Source organism: Aquabacterium sp., assembly GCF_041909175.1.
Lineage (GTDB): Bacteria > Pseudomonadota > Gammaproteobacteria > Burkholderiales > Burkholderiaceae_C > Aquabacterium.
In genome coordinates, this window is the sequence record NZ_JAYRDZ010000004.1 from 133,690 (window position 1) to 153,757 (window position 20,068).

Genomic DNA, 20,068 nt, shown 5'->3' on the forward strand with positions numbered 1-20,068 from the left:
AGGCGGCAATGTCGCCGGTCTCGATGGCTGCAATCTGTGCCGTCGTCAGCGCAGCCACCTGCGCCGTCGTCAGCACACCAACCTGGTCGGTCGACAGCGCCACAATCTGTTCGGTCGTCAGCGCCTTGATCTGGGCACTGGTGAGCACCTTCACATCATTGGTCGTCAGTGCAGCCACCGAATCGGTGTCCAGCGCAGCCACCTGCGTGGTCTTCAGCGCGGCCACTTGTGCCGTCGTCAGCGCAGCCACCTGATCGGTCGTCAGGGCCTGGATGCCCGACGTCGACAGCCCTTGAACGGCTGCCGTCGTCAGCGCCCCAATGTCACCGGTTTCGATCGCCGCAACCTGGTTGGTCGTCAGCGCAGCCACCTGAGCGCTGCTCAGTGCCTTGATCTGCGTGGTGTCAAAGCCGGCAATGTCTCCGGTTTCCACGGCCGCAATCTGCGTCGTCGTCAGCGCTGCCACCTGCGCCGTCGTCAGCACGCCCACCTGGTCGGTCGTCAGCGCCACAATCGCGTCTGTGCTCAGGCCTCGGATGGCAGCCGTTGTCAGCGAACCAATGTCACCCGTCTCGATCGCCGCAATCTGGTTGGTCGTCAGTGCAGCGGCCTGGGCGCTGCTCAGCGCCTTGATCTGCAGCGTGCCCAAGGCGGCAATGTCGCCGGTCTCGATGGCTGCAATCTGTGCCGTCGTCAGCGCAGCCACCTGCGCCGTCGTCAGCACACCAACCTGGTCGGTCGACAGCGCCACAATCTGTTCGGTCGTCAGCGCCTTCACCTGCGTGGCGCTCAGAGCCTTGACTTCATTGGTGGTCAGAGCCGCTACAGCATCAGTTTCGAATGCGGCGACCTGAGCTGTCTTGAGTGACAAGACTTGCGCTGTCGTCAATGCTGCAACTTGATCGGTCGTCAAAGCCTGAATGCCCGACGTCGACAGCCCTTGAACGGCTGCCGTCGTCAGCGACCCAATATCGCCCGTCTCGATCGCCGCAATCTGGTTGGTCGTCAATGCAGCGACTTGCGCACTGCTCAAGGACTTGATCTGCAGCGTACCCAAGGCAGCGATGTCATCAGTCTCGATGGCTGCGACTTGCGCAGTCGTCAATGCCGCAACCTGGGAGCTGGTCAACACGCCAACCTGGTCAGTGCTCAGCGCCACCACAGCATCGGTTGTCAGGGAACGCACCTGTGCGCTGCCGAGTGAGCGAATGGCATCTGTTGTGAACGCCTGAATCTGATCAGATGACAGGACGGCCAGATCTGCTGTTTCAATGGCCTTGACCTGACGGGTAGTCAGGGCAGCAATCTGGTCGGTGTCAAACGCCTGCCAGTCGGCAGTGGTCAGCTTCACAATGGTTGCGGTTGACAAAGACGCGATCTGGTCAGTCGTCAACGAATCGATGATTGAAGCCATGGGCCCCCCTGAAACAGGACTTGAACTGAACGGCACGGCCCACCTCTCAAGAGATGCCGCCGCAGGAATGGTTAAACGGTCAACAGGTTACGGAATCCCATCTCAAGCCCATCCATTCAATAGATGGCCCATTCGATGACATATCCAGAGACTCCGCGACACCGATCGACATGGACGTCTTATCGGCCCACCCATTCGTTAACTTGAGAAAAGAAGTAAGGGGATTTACTGCTCCAAATCAGGGTATTTCGGTCATGCGAACCTGAAGTCCGGACAAAGTGTGTGGTTGTCCTGCCCCTTATCCAGGGACTGCCCAGGGCGATTTGCGTCAACATCAAAGAAGGCTGACCCAACTGCCAACAAACATGCTTGACACCACGATGGCGACTCCCTCCCACTCACAACACACGACAACCGAGCCCCCAGGCAACGAGGCACAGACCCCCGAAATCGAGCGCGAGGTGCTGGTGCGTGCAGTCACCCTGCAAGGGCAGGGTCAGGATCGAGAGGCAGAGCAGCTATTCCGCCTTTACCTGGGCGGCCATCCACATGATCCGATCGCCTTGTATTCGTTGGGCGTGATTCAACTCAAGCGCGCTGACACGGCTGAGGCCTTGCGCACACTCGAGTTCGGCACCCAGGTTGCAAGCCATTTCCCGCAACTGTGGGGGGCATACGCTTCAGCATTGCATGCAGTCGGTCAGCGTGATGCAGCACTGGCTGCCTACAACCGTGCACTGGAACTCAAGCCCGACTACGTCGAAGCCTTGATCAACAGCGGCACCATCTTGCGTGAATCACATCAACACATCGAAGCGCTGGAGCGCTTCAACAAGGTGTTGACCATCAACCCGAACTACGAGACCGCGCTTGGCAATTGCGCCATCTTGCTGACCGAGTTCAAGCGCAGCGAACAAGCCATTGGCATGTTCCAGCGCTTGCTGAGCATCAACCCCAACTACGACTACGGTCTGGGCCTGCTGTGCTACGAACGCATGCACATTTGTGACTGGACGGACTTTGATCCGCTGGTGCGACAGATCACAGAAGGCGTGCGCGACAGCCGACGCGCCTGCAAGTCTCTTGGATTCATGGCAATCAATGACTCCGCAGCAGATCATCAGACTTGCGCCCGGACATTTGCGCGGCACAAGTTCCCACCCGCAGCCAGAACTTTGTGGAACGGCGAGCGATATGGTCATGCGCGAATCCGTATCGCCTATGTATCCCCTGACCTGCGGGAACATCCCGTAGGCCACCTGATGGCAGGCATCTTCGAACATCACGACAAGAATCGCTTCGAGACGATCGGCATCTCTCTGGGCGTCGATGATCAAAGCAGATTGCGGTCGCGGATGCAAAAAGCGTTCGATCATTTCATTGATGCGCGCACGATGAGCACCCCGCAAATTGCGCAACTGATGCGCAATATGGAGATCGACGTCGCCATTGATCTGGCTGGTTACACGTCGGACTCCCGCACCGACGTCTTTGCCTTCCGACCGGCTCCCGTGCAGGTGAACTACCTGGGCTACCCTGGCACATTGGGGTTGGAGTACATCGACTACATCATTGCCGACCGCCATGTGATCCCGCCCGAGCATCAGTCCTTCTACGACGAAAAGGTCGTCTATCTGCCCGACTCGTATCTGCCGACTGACGCAAGCATCGATATCCCGGATCAAACCCCATCCCGTGAGGAGTGCGGCTTGCCAGAGACCGGCGTGGTGTTCTGCTCGTTCAACCACGACTACAAGATCTCTCCACATGTGTTTGCGGTCTGGATGCGCCTGCTCAATCAGGTTCCCGGCAGCGTACTGTGGCTGATGTCTCGCAACGAGGTGTCTCAACGCAATCTCTGTGCGCACGCGCAGGCACATGGTGTCGACCCCACACGCCTGGTCTTTGCCAAACGGGTTCCCCGTGTGGAAGACCATCTGGCTCGCTATTGCCAGGCAGACATGTTCCTCGACACGCACCCCTACAACGCGCACACCACCGCCGCTGACGCCCTGATGGCCGGACTGCCTGTCGTCACCTACTCCGGCCAGTCATTTCCGTCTCGCGTGGCAGGCAGTCTGTTGCGAACCGTCGGGCTCCCCGAACTGGTGACGGACAGCCTCCAGTCCTATGAAGCCCTGGCGCTGAAACTGGCCACGCAGCCAGAGTTGCTGCGCGACGTCAAAGCCCGGCTATCGCTCAACCGAGCCACCACAGCCTTGTTCGACACCCCAGCGTTCTGCCGCAACCTCGAAGCGATCTACACCGCCATGTGGCGTCGGGCCCAGTTGGGTGGCGCCCACGACGAGTTGGGTGCGTGAACCATGAACATGGAGATCGCACGCGAGGCGTTTGCCAAAGGAAACCTGCAAAAGGCAGATCTGTGCTGCCGACTGATTTTGACCAAGGAACCGGACTCCAAAGAAGCACAAGCGCTGATCGAAGACATTCGAGAGCGATTGGGCCTGGGATCTGGCCTCTCTGTCGCAAGCCACCCGCGGTATCTATTGATAAAGGCCTGGGGTTTTGGCTTCTGGTCCGATCTGGATCATGTCCTTGGCAGCTTGCTGGTGGCGGAACTGACCGGTCGCATCCCCTTGGTTTACTGGGGGCGCAACAGTCTGTTCCGGGATGAAGGCACGGACAACGCCTTCGTCAGCTTCTTCCGCCCTGTCTCGGATGCCAGCTGGCAGGACATCACGCGCCCGGGCCAGAGCTACTTCCCACCTAAGTGGCACGTCGACAATCTCCAGGTGGAAGATCTGGACAAGTGGGAAGGCATCGGTGCCCGGCAAACGGGCCTGTACCTGTTGGGGCGCAGCGAGGATGTCGTGGTGAGCGATTTCCATACCAAGATCAACGATCTGATGCCCTGGATCCCCGCCCACAGCGCATTCCATGGCCTGCCTCGCGAGGCCATCTATCGGGCACTGGTGCAGAAGTACATCCGGGTCCAGCCGGACATCGCCCAGGCCGTCGCCGACACATGGAACCGCCACATGGCCCGGGACAATTGGCTGGCGGTGCATGTGCGGGGGACGGACAAGATCCATGAGATGGGCGACCTCCACGCGGTCAACCACGCTTACCACGCACGCATCGCTCGCATTCTTGAGGTCAATCCGATGCTGCGCATCTTCCTGCTGACCGACAGCGTTCAGGTGGTTGCGGAGTTTCAACAACGTTGGGGTGACAAGGTCTTCACGCTGGATTGCCAGCGAGGCACCTCGACGACCGGGGTCCATCTCGAAGGCCACCCTGGCACAGAGTTGGGCAAGCAGGTCCTGGTCGATGCCCTGCTGGCGAGCCGTTGCGACTTCTTTCTGGGCAATGGTGGCTCCAACGTGTCGACCGGCATTCAGCATCTGAAGAACTGGCAGGCCGGCACCTTCTTCCTGATCGGGCCAGACTTTCTAGGGCAGATCGACCTGTCACTGCACGACTGGTAAGCACCAAGAACTCAGCGAGACATTGATGAGCACTCCGCGGATCGTCGTCGATGGCGTTTTCTTTCAGATTGGTCGCTCGGGCATCGCCCGTGTGTGGACCAAACTCTTCGAGCGCTGGATTGAGGCCGGCCTGGCCGATCACATTGTCGTGATCGATCGAGGGCACACCATGCCGCGCCTTCCTGGCCTTCAATATGTTGATCTCCCGCCCTTTCAGTATGGAGATCAGGCCGGGGACTCCAATCGAGTGCAGTTGGTTTGCGATGCGGCCCAAGCCGATGTGTTCATTTCCACCTACTACACCTACCCTGTGCACACCCCATCGCTGATGATGGTGCACGACATGATCCCCGAGGTCCTGGGATGGAATCTCACAGAACCAATGTGGGCACAAAAGCAGCAGGCGCTGGCTTACGCATCGGCATATGTGGCCGTTTCGGGGAACACGGCGCGGGATCTGCGCAAGCATCTGTCAGACAGCCCAAGGCCGATCGACATCACGCCCAATGGATGTGACTTTCACCCGGCCACGCCAGAGGCGACCAAAGCGCTGCGAGCGCAACTGCAACTGCACCAGCCTTACTTCCTTCTCTCGGGGACTCGCAGCGACTACAAAAATGCCCGGCTGTTTTTCGAGGCGTTTTCATTGTTGGGTCCCCAGCGTGCCAACTTCAGTGTCCTGTGTACCGGCGGGGGCGAGCTGGAGCCCGACTTCAAGGCCATGGCTGGCCCCGCGATGGTCAAGGTGGCCGTCCTCAGCGACGCAGACATGGCCGTCGCCTACTCCGGCGCCCTTGCGTTGGTTTACCCATCGATCTATGAAGGCTTCGGCCTGCCGGTGCTAGAGGCCCTGGCCTGCGCTTGCCCCGTCATCTCAAGTGACGCAGCCTCGCTGCCCGAGGTCGGCGGCGACGCCCCCCTCTATGTCCACATGGATGGACCGGAACCAGCGCAACAACTCGCCCAGCACCTCCAGGCGGTTCTGGACAGCTCACGTCGGGCTGACATGATCAACCGAGGTCTGCTGCAGGCAAGTCGGTTCAGCTGGCAAGCCATGGCAGATCAAGTCATGGCGGCATTGACCAGGCTGGCCAGGACATCGGAGCGGCTGCCTGACAGGCTGGCAGCCGATGATGTGTTGTTGCCAGTAGCTGGCTGCGATCTGGTGTTGCCCGCTGGCCACCTACTGCCTCAATACCTGGCGGAGCACCGTCTCTATGACCGCTTTCTACCCTTCCTGGCAGCAGAACTGCCCGCTGGTGCAACCGTTATCGACGTCGGAGCCAACTGTGGCGACACCCTGATGTCCATGTGCGCCGGCAACCCGGCATTGCACTATGTGTGCATCGAGCCCGACGACACCTACTACCGCTACCTGGATCACAACACGGCGAGGCTGCGCAAGGCCCACCCGACAGCCCGGGTTCAACTTGTCAAGGCCCTGGTCGGCAAAGCAGTCACCGAAGCCGTTCTGGCCGGAGACGGGGGCAGCCGCCATGCGAAACCAACCACCTCATCTGATGCAGACAGCCCATCGGTCCGCTCCATGCAATTGGACGAGATCGTTCGGCAACAACCCGACGAGGTGAGGCAAACCGTTCGACTGCTCAAAAGCGATGTTGATGGGTTCGATCACGATGTGCTGGCCTCAGCGCTGGAGCTGATCCAGGCACGGAAGCCCGTTCTGTTCTTTGAATGTTTCCTGGGCAACGCCACGCAAAAAGAAGCTTATGAAGCCTGCCTCACTCAATTGGCGGCCTCGGGATACACCCACTTCTGGGTTTTTGACAACTTCGGCAACCCGATGTTCCGTGCCTGCGAGGCGAGCCAGGTCGTTCAGATGCTGAGCTACGTCTGGCGCCAGACAACGCAACAGGCGACACGCTCCATTTTTTACCTCGACATCCTCGCTGCATCGGCCCTCGATGTGCGCATCGCCGATGCCGCCGTGGCGGCCTTCCTCGCCGCCACCTGAAGCACGACGCCCCTCAGGCGCGCACGAAACGCAGGGCCAGGGGCATGCCCTCACCTTCCGTCATGCGGATGGTCACCGTGCCTTGCCCAGCCGTGCGGATCGCATTCAGCATGGACAACAAGCGGTGGCCCATCATGCCGCCGTTCAGCACGTAATCTGAACGCACCTGCACGCCCGCTTCGCCCATGGCATCAAACGTCGCCACAGCCTTGTCGACAGCCTTGCTGATCGTGTGCAGCTCCAGGTCATCGACTCGGACCACGCCCAGAGCTGCCTGAACATCCGCCGGAAAGACCGCATCGAAATCTGCCACCATGGTCGGCACGATGATCACCTGCCCGGCCAACAATGCGTCGTAAATGCGTGTCGACAGGTCTTGCTGAACAGGCAGGATCAACGTGCATTTGTGCGACAGCCACTCGGCCAAGCGCTCCTTGCTCGACTTCTGGAAATAGCGACCCCGGTCAGTCGCCGGCATCAGCAGCGCTTGCGCCTGGGGCAATTCGGCACGCAGCTTGGCCAGCAATTCCGAGCGCCACGAAAACTTGTAGTCGACATAGTTGAGCAACAAGCGATCGGATCGCTCCAGCCCCTTCAGCTCGGACAACAAGCCGCGGGCCTCGCTTTCCGTCCATTGCGCACAGCACAAAGGCACATGCATGCCGGACGGTGAAGCAAAATTTTGCAGATAGGCTGAATCGTAATGGTGCGACGGGAAATAGATATCCGCCGCCATCACCGTTCTGAGGTTGTTGATGTGTGCCAGGTGGTTATCCCACAGCCACACGGCAACCAGCATGCGCGGGTTGCGCAGCTTGTACTCCATGATCCGGGTGGACATGTCTGACCCATGCCCCGTCAGGATCAGGATATCGATACTGGACCAATCGATCTGATCGTCACACGGCACATAGTGCCACTCGGGCCGGTTCTCAAGTACATCGTCCAGTCCGTGAGCAAAGTAATTGAGCGCGATCGTGGCAGGGGTCGGTGCCCAAGTCCATCGTACGACCTCCTTGCTTGCCAGCGCACGAAACTGCTCAGCCAGCAAGCTGGCCCGCGCGACAGGCCAGAGTCCCTCATCCCTGAACGAATTGACGATCATGTTTCATTCCTCGATATGGAGCCACGCCACCAACCCGCCCCCCAAGGAGCGCAGCTGTGCGTTGGCCTCAAAGGTGTCATGCAAGGCGTTGACATAGGCCACCAGCAAGTTGAAGTGGTCACCCTCGGCTGACATCACGTCAAACAACGAGCGCCGACCAATTTGTGACCACTGCTCATATGTGAACTCACGAACCCGCTGGCTATCACGCAACACGTCAACATAGCGCCTGGCGCGGTCCATCGCACTCGATGCCACCTCGGACAACTCCATCGCTTTGGCCCGACGGGTATTCAGTAATTCATCGTATTGCCTGCGCGCGGCTTCCGCCCGCTTGTAGGCGGCAGCGGCAGCAGCCTTGTCAGACCCGCCGTTGAACAGGCTGTAGCTGACTGACAAGCCAGCCTGTACGGCCAGACTGCGTATGTCGCTCTGGGTGCCATCAGTTGAACTCGCGACCCAGCTAACCTGAGGCTTCTGCGCTGCATCGACCGCCTCGGCATAGCGCTGAGCACCATCGGCCTGCGCTCGAGCCTGCTTCAGGTCATTACCCTGCTCAAGTACATGCAGCACCTCCTCTGCACTGACAAGGGCATGGAGGCCACCGGCCACATCCTCCCCGATCTTGATGTCATCCCCAATCAGGCGCCGCAAACGGATATCGATCTGCCGGCTTGCCGCAATGGCATTGTCACGCGCGATCTCTGCTTGCGCCTGGTTCTTGCGAGCCTGAACCAGCTCACTGGATCGACCGCGATCTTCCTGCACGATCTGCTGCAGCGTTTCCACCAGGCAACTCATCTTGCTGGCGTACTGCTGATACACCCGCGCTTGCATGCGGTAGCGATCCCGCTCCAGCGCCGTGTTGACAGCCTCGAGAACCACTTCCTCCGTGGTCGCCTGCAGTCCGTAGCGGGCAGCACCGGCCATCTGCTCCCGATACGCAGTCAGGTAATTCAACCGCCCACCGTCATAGATCAGCCCTGTGACCGTGAGCGTGCCGGTCACCAGATTGCCATTACGGATCGTCTGTCCTGCGTATTGCGAATAGCTGGGCCCAACCGAAGCCGACAAACTGACCTGTGGCAAGCGGCCGCCCTTCGTATCATCGATATCCTGCTCAGCAGCATCCGACAGCAGGCGAGCCGCACCAATCTGCGCACTCCGATGAGCAGCCTCCCGCGCAATGATCCGCAGCCAGGATGTCCCTGCGGCATCCGCCCCATCCGCACGCTGGACAGATACGCCGCCAGCGTCGTCCACACACGCTGCATGCGTCGCCAGCGCACATCCGGCCAGCAGCCCCAAAAGCCAGGCGCGCAATACACGACAGCCGAAAGTCATCGAGCTAGTCATCGCTCCCTGAATGCCTCCTGAGATTTGAGTACCGGCTTGAGCAGGAATTGCAGTACAGACCGATCCCCGGTGCGAATTTCCACCGTAGCCGTCATGCCAGGCATGACCAGCAAAGGCTTGCCACCAGCCCTCAGCGTCGATACATCGGAACGAATCAAAGCGCGGTAATACGTGTTGTCTTGCGCAGGCGTTTTTGACTCCTCGCCCAAAGCATCCGGACTGATGTACTCCACCGTACCCTTCAGGCCGCCATAGGTGTAGTAGTCATATGCGCTGAGCTTGACCTCAGCCGGCAAACCCACGTAAATAAAGCCAATATCAGACGGACGGATCCGCGCCTCAACCAGCACCCGCGGACCCACCGGAACGATTTCCATGATCGTGGCCCCAGCCGGTACCACACCACCGACCGTGTTGAGCCGGATGTTCTTGACCATGCCGCGCACCGGTGAATACAACGTTGTCCGCTTGAGGACATCCTGCTTGACCACCATCTGCTCTTCCAGTTGGGCCAGCTCTGTCTTGATCCGAACCAGCTCCGAGCTCGCGTCCTGCCGGAAACGATTGATGCGGTCTTGAATCTGCAACGTCATCTCGTTGGACTGGCGCCGCAAGCGCATCACCTCGACTTCGGACATCAAGCCCTTGGCTGACATCCGCTCCGACATGGCCAGTTCGCGATTGAGTAACTCCAGGCTGCGTCGCGATGCAGCCACGCCCTCTTCCAGCACCTTGCGGCGGGTATTGAAGACTTCTGTTTCGCCCTGTACCACGTCACGTGCAGCGGTCACATCCGGCGGAAAATGCAGTGCACGTCCACTGGCCTCCGCCTCCAGGCGGGCCTGCGTTCCGCGCATGGCCAGACGCTTGGCAGCCCCTTCGTTCTGCTGCGCTTCCACGCGCGTCGGATCGAGCTGAACCAACTCCTGCCCCTTTTCAACCAGCGCACCTTCTCGAACCGCCACATTTCGGAGAATGCCGCCCTCCAGGCTCGCAATGTTCTGCTCGCGGCCATCCGGCACAACTTTCCCCTCGGCCTTGGTGACTTCGTCTACACGTGCCACGGCCGACCAAATCAAGGCCACGAAAACCACCAGCAACATGAGGTAAATCGCCCAGGCAGCCTTCGGGGTTGCCTCAGTCAAGGCCGCCTCGGCGGCACTCGACAAAAAGGCACGATCCCCCTTGACCAGTTGCCCGGTGACGTCGCCATGGCCATGCTTTGCACTCATGCTGCGCCTCCGCGTTCCTGCGTGACGTCAGGAGCAGCAGCCTGAGGGCGTTGCCCCGCCAGCGCTGCCAGCACGACCGCCTTAGGGCCATCGGCCACCACCCTACCCCCATCCACAACAATGATGCGATCCACCACATCAAGCAAGGCTGGGCGATGCGTGACAACAACCAGCGTCCTGGACGCCACGGCGCTTTTCAGATGCTGAATGAAACTGCTCTCAGCCTGCGCATCCATGGAGCTCGTAGGCTCATCAAGCAACAGCACCTGTGGCTGCGTGACCAAACAACGCGCGAGGGCCACCAACTGACGCTGCCCCCCCGACAGCAAGTAGCCCCCCTCGCCGACCTGCAGGTCATAGCCCAGCGGGTGAGCTGCCGCCACCCGATCCAGTCCGGTCTGCCTGGCCACATCCAGGAATCGTGCAGCATCGGCGTTCGCTCGGCCAAGCAACACGTTATCTCGCAAGCTTCCCTGAAACAAACGGGGTTCTTGGGATACAAATCCAATGTGGGTGCGAAAGTCCGCAGGATCAATTTGCCGCAAGTCGATGCCATCCACCTCCACAAACCCCTCTGTGGGTTGGTACAGCCCGCCCAGCATGCGCAAGATCGTGGACTTGCCACTGCCGATCTTGCCCAAAATGGCCACCCGCTCACCAGCGCGGATAGACAGCGAGACCCCATGAAGCACTGTTGGGGCTGCGTGGGTCGCACCGACTTGCGGATAGCTGAAGCGCACATCGCGCAACGCCAGTTGCCCAGTCAATTGCTGCTGTGGAAGATATTGCCTGTAAGGCACCCGCTCGGTCGGCAGCGTCATGAGTTGCTCGAGTGAACGCAGGGCGGCCTTCGCACTTTGATAGCGGGATGCCAGTCCCACTACGCTGCCCAACGGCGCAATGGCCCGCCCCCCAAACATCACCGCGGCAATCAATGCCCCCCCGGTCAAATGGCCGGCATCGATCAGGTGCACCCCCCAAAGCAGCATGGCAACGGTGATCAACTGCTGCGAGACCATGGCGAAGTTGTTGATCCAGCTCGACAAGGTACGTGCGCGCAGCGATGACATCGCTGCCTGTGCATTCAGACTTTCGTAGCGCGCCATGAAATGGCCTTGCGAGCCCGACGCCCGGACGTCCTCCAAGCCCTCCACTGCTTCGATCAGAACACCATGAAGATCAGCCTGCTGAGCCATGTTGGCGCTCATCTGCCGGCGCAACATGCTTTGAACGGCCCATGTCAGCAGCAGCACCAATGGCACGGCGATCAGCAAGACAAGTACAAGCTCTCCAGCGACCAGCCAAGTGACAATGATAAACAGCAGGATGAAAGGCACATCGGTGAGCGCTGAAATCGTTGCCGATGTCGAGAAGTCACGAACGATCTCAATCTGCGTCAAGCGGTGTGCAAAAGCCCCCGCGGACTCAGGCCGGTGCTCCAACTGAATGCTCAACGCCTGACGAAAAATCAAGCGGCCCAAAACCAGATCCGCCTTTTTGCCTGCGGCGTCAATCAAAAAGCTGCGCAATTGTCTGGCCGTCAGATCAAACACGATGGCGATCAAAACGCCAGCGCCCAGCGACCAAAGGGTCACAAACGCCTTGTGGGGAATCACACGGTCGTAAACCACCGACGTAAAAAGCCCCGTGAGAATCATCAACACATTGCTCAGAAGCGCCGCCAGCATCGCCGACCGGTAATACGGCAGATAACGCTTGAGCGTGCTCCAAAGCCAGTGCCCGGAGTCGGCCACATGCTCAGTCTTGATACCAGCAGACTCCGGACGCAGCCCAGCCAGGATCACCTGGCCGGCATATTCGGCGAGCAAATCCGACTCGGAAACCACCGCCATCACGCCGTTACCTGCAGGTGTAGCGATGCGATAGCGCGCTGAACCACCGTCTCCATCCATGCGCGCGACCACGACGCACACCTGACCATGGCGCAACAGCAGCACAGCCGGCATCAACAGGGAGAGCATTTTGGGCAAGTCGCGCTTGCAGAGTTCTGCATGAAACCCTGCACTCTGCAACGCCTTGACCGCCTGGTCTGGCTGCAAGGGGCCTACCAATGATTGCCCGTCAAGCAAAGACTGGAGTGATCGGGTGATCCCGTGATGCTGGCAGAGCCAACGAATAGCCCACAACAAAGCATCGTCTGGCACCGCTGAATCAGTTGCACCCGGCTCACCCGACGATGTGATCGGCTCGAGACGGGCTTCAGGGATGGCGAACGATGTATCCAAAGGACAACTCCAACGCCAAGATTGGCGACTACCCCCGATCCTAGAGATGTGCGCACATCGCCTTAGGCGACATAAACCCGAACATCCCAACCTATTTCTTTTCTTATCTTTGCAGCCACCGCAAGACGCAGCATGCAGCAGAGCCGGATGCAACAAAAAAGCCCTCGCGGCGAACCGGGAGGGCTTGAATGGGGTGGAGGCGCGGGCCGGAGTCGAACCGACCTACACGGATTTGCAATCCGGTGCATAACCGCTTTGCTACCGCGCCTCAGGCAACTGCATGGGCAGCATTCTGACAAAAAAGGGAAGCCTGTGTTGACACTGGGCTTCCCTTTCGGAATATGGAGCGGGAAACGAGGCTCGAACTCGCGACCTCAACCTTGGCAAGGTTGCGCTCTACCAACTGAGCTATTCCCGCGTATCGCTTGCAGATGCTCTGGAATTGCTTCCTGCTTTACTGCTTGTTCGCGCTTGGTGTCGCGATCAGCGAAGACCTGAACTATACATCGATTTTCGATGTTTTGGCAAGTGGGCACCGTTTTTTTGCAATTTTGTGGCGCGTCCACCGAGCTGTCTGATCCACGCCACGATGGCGTATACACTGGCGCCCGAGCCCCGGTGGTGAAATCGGTAGACACAGCGGACTTAAAATCCGCCGACGCTTAAAACGTCGTGCCCGTTCGATTCGGGTCCGGGGCACCATAGATCACATGCGGACATCGCGTCGAGCGGTTCCGCCGCTTGCAGCGATCGGTTGAAGCGCTCGTTGCCATCACACCCCACCGCAAAGAAAAACCCACCAGGCTGACGCGTGGTGGGTTTTTTGTTTGGAGGCGCGGGCCGGAGTCGAACCGACCTACACGGATTTGCAATCCGGTGCATAACCGCTTTGCTACCGCGCCTTGGATAAGGCCTTGTGAAAAAGGGAAGCCTGTTTGCACTGGGCTTCCCTTTCGGAATGTGGAGCGGGAAACGAGGCTCGAACTCGCGACCTCAACCTTGGCAAGGTTGCGCTCTACCAACTGAGCTATTCCCGCATATCGCTTGCAGATGCCCTGGAATTGCTTCCTGCTTTACTGCCTGTTCGCGTTTGGTGTCGCGATCAGCGAAGACCTGAACTATACATCGATTTTTGATGTTTTGGCAAGCCTCGCTGATTTTTTCGATCACGCCACGCTACTGTTGCATCAATGCTTCAGGACGTCGCTCGATGCAGCAGACACCGCAGCCTCGGGCTTGGCTTCGACCTTGGCCTCTTCTTCAGGCAAGGCCTCTGGCGCACGCTCCAGCGCGATCTCAAGCACCTTGTCGATCCAGCGGACCGGCACGATCTCGATGGCGCTCTTGACGTTCTCTGGGATCTCCTGAAGGTCCTTGACGTTCTCTTCCGGGATCAGCACCGTCTTGATGCCACCGCGGTGAGCCGCCAGCAGTTTTTCCTTGAGACCACCAATGGCCGTCACCTCGCCACGCAGGGTGATTTCACCGGTCATCGCCACGGAAGCCTTGACCGGGATACCCGTCAGCGCAGACACAAAGGCCGTCGTCATCGCGATACCGGCACTCGGACCATCCTTCGGCGTGGCGCCATCCGGCACGTGGATGTGGATGTCACGCTTCTCGAACAACTCGTCCTTGATGCCAAGCCGTGCAGCACGGCTGCGCACCACGGAGCGAGCGGCCTCGACCGACTCCTTCATCACATCGCCCAGCGAACCGGTGCGGATGATCTGCCCCTTGCCAGGCATGATGGCCGACTCGATGGTCAGCAAATCGCCGCCCACCTCGGTCCACGCCAGCCCCACGACCTGCCCCACCTGGTTTTCCTTGGTGGCCATGCCGAAGTCATAACGGCGCACGCCCAGGAAGTCGTTCAGGTTTTCGTCCGTCACGACCACCTTGCCAGTGTATTGCTTGAGTGTCAGGCCCTTGACCACCTTGCGGCAGATCTTGGAAACCTCACGTTCCAGCGAACGCACACCGGCCTCACGGGTGTAGTAGCGAATCACGCCGCGAATGGCGCCTTCCGTCACTTCCAGCTCGTCTTCCTTGACGCCGTTGTTCTTGATCTGCTTGGGCAGCAGATAAGTCTGAACAATGTGGACCTTCTCGTCTTCGGTGTAGCCAGCCAGGCGAATCACTTCCATCCGGTCCAGCAAAGCAGGCGGGATGTTCAGCGAGTTCGAGGTGGCCACGAACATCACATCCGACAGGTCGAAATCGACCTCGATGTAATGGTCACCAAAGGTGTGGTTCTGCTCGGGGTCCAGCACCTCCAGCAGAGCCGATGACGGGTCGCCGCGGAAGTCCATGCCCAGCTTGTCGATTTCGTCCAGCAGGAACAGCGGATTGCGCACACCAACCTTGGTCAGGCTCTGCAGCACCTTCCCCGGCATGGAGCCGATGTAGGTGCGGCGGTGACCACGGATTTCAGCCTCGTCACGCACGCCACCCAGGGCCATGCGAACGAACTTGCGACCCGTGGCGCGGGCAATAGACTGCCCCAGCGAGGTCTTGCCCACCCCCGGTGGCCCAACCAGGCACAGGATCGGCGCCTTGACCTTGTCCACACGCTGCTGCACAGCGAGGTATTCGAGGATGCGTTCCTTGACTTTGTCGAGCCCGTAGTGGTCTTCGTTCAGCACCTCTTCGGCATGAGCCAAATCGTGCTTGATCTTCGACTTCTTGCTCCAGGGCAGCCCCACCAGGGTGTCGATGAAGTTGCGCACCACGGTGGCTTCCGCCGACATGGGTGACATCAGGCGCAGCTTCTTCAGCTCACCCTCGGCCTTCTTGCGGGCTTCCTTCGACATGCGGGCCGACTCGATCTTCTTGGCCAGCTCTTCGAGGTCAGCGCCCTCTTCGCCTTCGCCCAGTTCCTTCTGGATGGCCTTGACCTGCTCGTTCAGGTAGTACTCGCGTTGCGACTTCTCCATCTGACGCTTGACGCGACCACGGATGCGCTTTTCAACCTGCAGGATGTCGACTTCATGCTCCAGTTGTTCCAGCAGCTTTTCCAGGCGCTGGGACACGGAGAACAGATCCAGCACCGCCTGCTTCGACTCGAGCTTGAGAGGCAGGTGGGCCGCGATGGTATCGGCCAGACGGCCGGCGTCATCGATGCCGGAGATCGAGGTCAGGATCTCGGGCGGGATCTTCTTGTTGAGTTTGACGTATTGGTCGAATTGCTGGGTGACAGCACGACGCAAAGCCTCCACTTCAGGCGTGACGTGCGCTTCAGGCTGCACGGGCACGACCACCGAAGTGAAAAATTCACCGGAATCGTCGATCGACTGGGTATTGGCACGTTGCACACCTTCAACCAGCACCTTCACGGTACCGTCAGGCAGCTTCAGCATCTGGAGGATGCTGGAGACGCAACCAATTTCGAACATGTCCTCGGCCTTGGGCTCGTCCTTGCCAGCAGCCTTTTGCGCCACCAGCATGATCTGGCGGCCAGCTTCCATGGCGGCTTCGAGGGCCTTGATCGACTTGGGACGCCCCACAAACAGGGGAATCACCATGTGCGGGAACACGACCACATCGCGCAGCGGCAGGAGCGGCAGGCTGATGGGATCAGAAGGAAGGATGGGATGTCCTGACATGATGGCCTCACTTTCTCAAAGACCCAGATGGGGCTCTGATGACAAAACACAAGGGCACCGTGAAAACCAGTTGGGTCGGCTTTCGGCGGTGCCCATCAAAGCAGGATGTGCAGGCTCAGGCGCTGGCCTTGGCCTGTTCCCTATAAACGAGTAACGGCTTCGCGTTGTCTTCGATGGTGGAATCGTCAATCACCACCTTCTGAACTCCTTCCTGCATGGGCAATTCGAACATGGTGTCAAGCAGCGCTTGTTCAAGGATGGAGCGCAAACCACGGGCGCCCGTCTTGCGAGCCAGGGCCTTGCGGGCAATGGCCGTCAAGGCGTCCTGACGGATTTCCAGCTCCACGCCGTCCATGGACAGCAGATGCTGATACTGCTTCACCAGGGCGTTCTTGGGCTCGGTCAGGATGCGGACCAGCGCATCTTCGGTCAGCTCGCCCAGGGTGGCAACAACCGGCATACGGCCAATCAATTCGGGGATGATGCCGAACTTGATCAGGTCTTCCGGCTCCACCTCACGGAACACTTCGGAGATCTTGCGTTCATCCTTGGACTGCACCTCGGCTGCAAAACCGATGCCGGACTTCACCGAGCGGCTCTGAATGATCTTTTCCAGACCGTCAAAGGCGCCGCCACAGATGAACAGGATGTTGGTCGTGTCGATCTGCAGGAAGTCCTGATTGGGGTGCTTGCGGCCACCTTGCGGCGGCACGGAAGCCATCGTTCCTTCGATCAGCTTCAACAGCGCCTGCTGCACACCTTCACCAGACACGTCACGCGTGATGGAGGGGTTGTCTGACTTGCGCGAAATCTTGTCGATTTCGTCGATGTAGACGATGCCGCGCTGGGCCTTTTCCACATCGTAGTTGCAGTTCTGAAGCAGCTTCTGAATGATGTTTTCGACGTCCTCGCCCACGTAGCCGGCTTCGGTCAGGGTGGTGGCGTCGGCAATCACGAAAGGCACGTTCAGCAGGCGGGCCAGCGTCTGGGCCAGCAAGGTTTTGCCAGACCCGGTAGGGCCAATCAGCAGGATATTGCTCTTGGAGAGCTCGACATCCGGCTTTTTACCCTCACCTGCGCCCATGTGGCGCAAGCGCTTGTAATGGTTGTAGACGGCCACGGACAGCGTGCGCTTGGCCGTGTCCTGCCCGATCACGTACTGGTCGAGCGTGGTCTTGATCTCGCTGGGAATAGGCAGGTCGTTCCGGCTTGGCCGGTTTGACTGGTCGGTCTCGGCTGCCACCTCGTCGCGAATGATGTCATTGCAGAGGTCGATGCACTCGTCGCAAATGAACACCGAGGGGCCGGCAATGAGCTTCTTGACCTCGTGCTGGCTCTTACCGCAGAAGGAGCAGTACAGGATCTTTTCGCTGGAAGAGCCTTTTTTCTCTGGCATGGTTCAGGCCTGTGTCAATAGGTCAGCAGGGGATTTTGTGACGATGATAAGTCAAATGCCAGGAACCGCAGCCGGTCGAACAACCCGTCTTTGGCAAGGTTATTGACCGGCAAAGGGCTCATCAGGCACCGCGTTTTTCGATCACCTTGTCGATCAGGCCGTACGTTGCAGCCTCGGCGGCCGACATGTAGTAATCACGCTCGGTATCTGCCTGGATCTTGTCCAGAGGTTGACCGGAGCGTTCCGCCAGGATCTTGTTGAGCTGTTCGCGCGTTTTCAAGATCTCGCGGGCATGGATTTCAATGTCGGTTGCCTGACCTTGCGCACCGCCCAAAGGTTGGTGAATCATGATCTTGGAGTTCGGCAAGGCGAAGCGCTTGCCCTTGGCGCCGGCGGCCAGCAGGAAGGCGCCCATCGAGGCGGCCATGCCCATGCACAGCGTCGACACGTCAGGCTTGATGAACTGCATGGTGTCGAAAATCGACATGCCAGCGCTGACGCTGCCGCCCGGCGAGTTGATGTAGAACGAAATGTCCTTGTCAGGGTTTTCGCTTTCCAGGAACAGCAACTGTGCCACCACCAGGTTGGCAGACTGGTCGTTGACGGGGCCGACCAGGAACACCACACGCTCACGCAACAGGCGGCTGTAGATGTCGTAGGCGCGCTCGCCACGGCCGGATTGTTCGATCACCATGGGCACCATGCCCAGGTTTTGAGTGTCCAGTGCGCTCATGTGCTTCCTCGGAATGTGAATGCGTGAATTGATTATGGCGTCTTGCAAGGCCGACTCGATCGTCGAAACTAACCGACGAGTGTCCTAGTCGTCTTTCCGTTGCACGGACGCTGCGTTCACGTTCGCATAAAACAAAAAGCACCTGCCTCCACTCGGGATTGGCAGGTGCCAGTTTCAGGACAAAACCTGAATTGTCAGATCAGGCTCAGCCTTGCTGACCCATCAGCTCTTCGAAGCTGACGCTCTTGTCGCTGGTCTTGGCCTTGGACAGCACGAAATCAGCCACATTGCCTTCGATCACGACGGCTTCCACTTCAGCCATGCGCTGACGGTCGCTCATGTACCAGGCCACCACTTGTTGCGGTTGCTCGTAGCTTTGTGCCAGCTCTTCGATGTGGGCTTGCAGTTGCTCGGGCTTGGCGCGCAGGTCGTTGGTGTTGACCAGTTCAGCCACGATCAGGCCCAGACGCACGCGGCGCTCGGCTTGCGGGGTGAACATTTCTGCGGGGATCGGGGCCTTGTCGGCGTCCTTGATGCCACGTGCCTTCAGGTCAGCGCGGGCGCCTTCCAGCAGACGCTCGGTTTCGGCATCAACCAGTGCCTTGGGCACATCGAACTCGGCAGCCTTCAGCAGCGCTTCCATGGCAGCAGCCTTGTTGCGGGCAGCAGCACGGAACTTCACTTCACGCTCGAGGTTCTTCTTGATGTCGGCGCGCAGACCTTCAACCGTTTGCTCAGCCAGGCCCAGGGTAGCGATGAAGGCTTCGTTGACTTCCGGCAGATGCTGGGCTTCCAGCTTCTTCAGGGTCACCAGGAAGTCGGCTTCCTTGCCGGCCACGTCCTTGCCGTGGTAGTCGTCAGGGAACTTCAGCGGGAAAGTCTTGGACTCACCAGCCTTCATGCCGCGCACGGCCTTTTCAAAGGCTTCCAGCATCTGGCCTTCGCCCAGCAGGAACTGATAGCCCTCGGCCTTGCCGCCTTCGAACGGCACGCCGTCGATCTTGCCTTCGAAATCGATGGTCACGCGGTCGCCATCCACTGCAGCTTCTTCTTGGGGACGCTGAGCGAAGGTGCGACGTTGCTTGCGCAGGATTTCAACGGTGCGGTCGATGGCAGCGTCATTCACTTCGGAAGACACGCGCTCCAGCTCGACAGCAGACAGGTCGCCGATCTTGACTTCGGGGTAAACCTCGAAAGTGGCATCGAACAGCAGTTGGTCAGCGTCGCTGCCTTCTTTTTCGGAGATGCGGGGCATGCCAGCCACGCGCAGCTGGGCTTCGGCAGCAGCCTTGGCGAAAGCTTCACCAACCTGGTCGTTGACCACTTCGTACTGCACGGAATAGCCGTAGCGCTGGGCCACAACGTTCATCGGCACCTTGCCGGGACGGAAGCCGTCAGCCTTGACAGTGCGAGCCAGCTTCTTCAAGCGGGCATCCACTTCGGTCTTGAGGGCGTCAGCGGGCAGCGACAGGGTGATGCGTCGCTCCAGCTTGTCGAGGGTCTCCACGGTGACAGCCATGTTATGAACTCTCTGTAAAGGATGGAAAGAAAAACGTC

General features: G+C 59.4%; 11 protein-coding genes, 5 tRNA genes and 1 pseudogene. 4 read left to right on the forward strand and 13 right to left on the reverse strand.

Annotated features, from left to right (window positions below; translation table 11 throughout):
- A pseudogene (locus ACE3PH_RS07560) lies at positions 1-1,414 on the reverse strand (heme utilization protein); the annotation flags it as partial.
- A gap of 380 nt (positions 1,415-1,794) precedes the next feature.
- Here ACE3PH_RS07560 and ACE3PH_RS07565 point away from each other — a divergent pair.
- Genes ACE3PH_RS07565 through ACE3PH_RS07575 form a run of 3 tightly spaced genes read left to right on the forward strand, consistent with a single transcriptional unit; the run spans position 1,795 to position 6,838 of the window.
- A complete protein-coding gene (locus ACE3PH_RS07565) occupies positions 1,795-3,735 on the forward strand; it encodes a tetratricopeptide repeat protein (protein WP_374317501.1) in 1,941 nt (646 codons plus the stop codon).
- Positions 3,736-3,738: 3 nt separating this feature from the next.
- Entirely contained in the window at positions 3,739-4,863 is a 1,125-nt protein-coding gene (locus tag ACE3PH_RS07570; protein WP_374317503.1) for an O-fucosyltransferase family protein, read from the forward strand.
- Between the two features lie 25 nt (positions 4,864-4,888).
- Positions 4,889-6,838, forward strand: coding sequence for an FkbM family methyltransferase (locus ACE3PH_RS07575; RefSeq protein ID WP_374317505.1), 1,950 nt, complete (start codon positions 4,889-4,891; stop codon positions 6,836-6,838).
- 13 nt (positions 6,839-6,851) lie between these two features.
- Here ACE3PH_RS07575 and ACE3PH_RS07580 read toward each other — a convergent pair whose 3' ends face one another.
- The 6 genes from ACE3PH_RS07580 to ACE3PH_RS07605 form a co-directional block, all read right to left on the reverse strand.
- Positions 6,852-7,943 (reverse strand): hypothetical protein, encoded by a 1,092-nt coding sequence (locus ACE3PH_RS07580; RefSeq protein ID WP_374317507.1) that lies wholly within the window; start codon positions 7,941-7,943, stop codon positions 6,852-6,854.
- 3 nt (positions 7,944-7,946) lie between these two features.
- The gene (locus ACE3PH_RS07585) at positions 7,947-9,287 is read right to left on the reverse strand and encodes a TolC family protein (protein ID WP_374317508.1); all 1,341 of its coding nucleotides are present in this window, start codon (positions 9,285-9,287) and stop codon (positions 7,947-7,949) included.
- Positions 9,288-9,295: 8 nt separating this feature from the next.
- Positions 9,296-10,531 (reverse strand): HlyD family type I secretion periplasmic adaptor subunit, encoded by a 1,236-nt coding sequence (locus ACE3PH_RS07590; protein WP_374317510.1) that lies wholly within the window; start codon positions 10,529-10,531, stop codon positions 9,296-9,298.
- On the reverse strand, positions 10,528-12,930 hold the full coding sequence (locus ACE3PH_RS07595) for a type I secretion system permease/ATPase (RefSeq protein ID WP_374317512.1): 2,403 nt from the start codon (positions 12,928-12,930) through the stop codon (positions 10,528-10,530). The genes ACE3PH_RS07590 and ACE3PH_RS07595 overlap by 4 nt, the downstream gene beginning before the upstream one ends.
- A gap of 41 nt (positions 12,931-12,971) precedes the next feature.
- Positions 12,972-13,045, reverse strand: a tRNA-Cys gene (locus ACE3PH_RS07600).
- A 74-nt stretch (positions 13,046-13,119) separates the two neighbouring features.
- Positions 13,120-13,195: transfer RNA gene (locus ACE3PH_RS07605), tRNA-Gly, on the reverse strand.
- A gap of 194 nt (positions 13,196-13,389) precedes the next feature.
- Between ACE3PH_RS07605 and ACE3PH_RS07610 the strand changes: the two genes are divergently transcribed.
- Positions 13,390-13,479 (forward strand) — tRNA-Leu (locus tag ACE3PH_RS07610).
- Between the two features lie 126 nt (positions 13,480-13,605).
- On the opposite strand, the gene ACE3PH_RS07615 is transcribed toward ACE3PH_RS07610, so the two are convergent.
- The 6 genes from ACE3PH_RS07615 to tig all read right to left on the reverse strand — a co-directional run bounded on the left by ACE3PH_RS07615 (position 13,606) and on the right by tig (position 20,030).
- A tRNA-Cys gene (locus ACE3PH_RS07615) sits at positions 13,606-13,679 on the reverse strand.
- 59 nt (positions 13,680-13,738) lie between these two features.
- Positions 13,739-13,814, reverse strand: a tRNA-Gly gene (locus tag ACE3PH_RS07620).
- Between the two features lie 150 nt (positions 13,815-13,964).
- Positions 13,965-16,382 carry an endopeptidase La gene (lon, locus tag ACE3PH_RS07625; protein WP_374317514.1) on the reverse strand — a complete coding sequence of 806 codons (2,418 nt, stop codon included), beginning with the start codon at positions 16,380-16,382 and terminating at the stop codon, positions 13,965-13,967.
- Positions 16,383-16,497: 115 nt separating this feature from the next.
- A complete protein-coding gene (gene clpX, locus ACE3PH_RS07630) occupies positions 16,498-17,778 on the reverse strand; it encodes an ATP-dependent Clp protease ATP-binding subunit ClpX (RefSeq protein WP_374317516.1) in 1,281 nt (426 codons plus the stop codon).
- 121 nt (positions 17,779-17,899) lie between these two features.
- Positions 17,900-18,511 (reverse strand): ATP-dependent Clp endopeptidase proteolytic subunit ClpP, encoded by a 612-nt coding sequence (gene clpP, locus ACE3PH_RS07635; RefSeq protein WP_374317518.1) that lies wholly within the window; start codon positions 18,509-18,511, stop codon positions 17,900-17,902.
- Between the two features lie 205 nt (positions 18,512-18,716).
- Positions 18,717-20,030: a trigger factor gene (tig, locus tag ACE3PH_RS07640; protein WP_374317520.1), complete on the reverse strand. Its 1,314-nt coding sequence runs from the start codon at positions 20,028-20,030 to the stop codon at positions 18,717-18,719.
- Between the last annotated feature and the right edge of the window lie 38 nt (positions 20,031-20,068).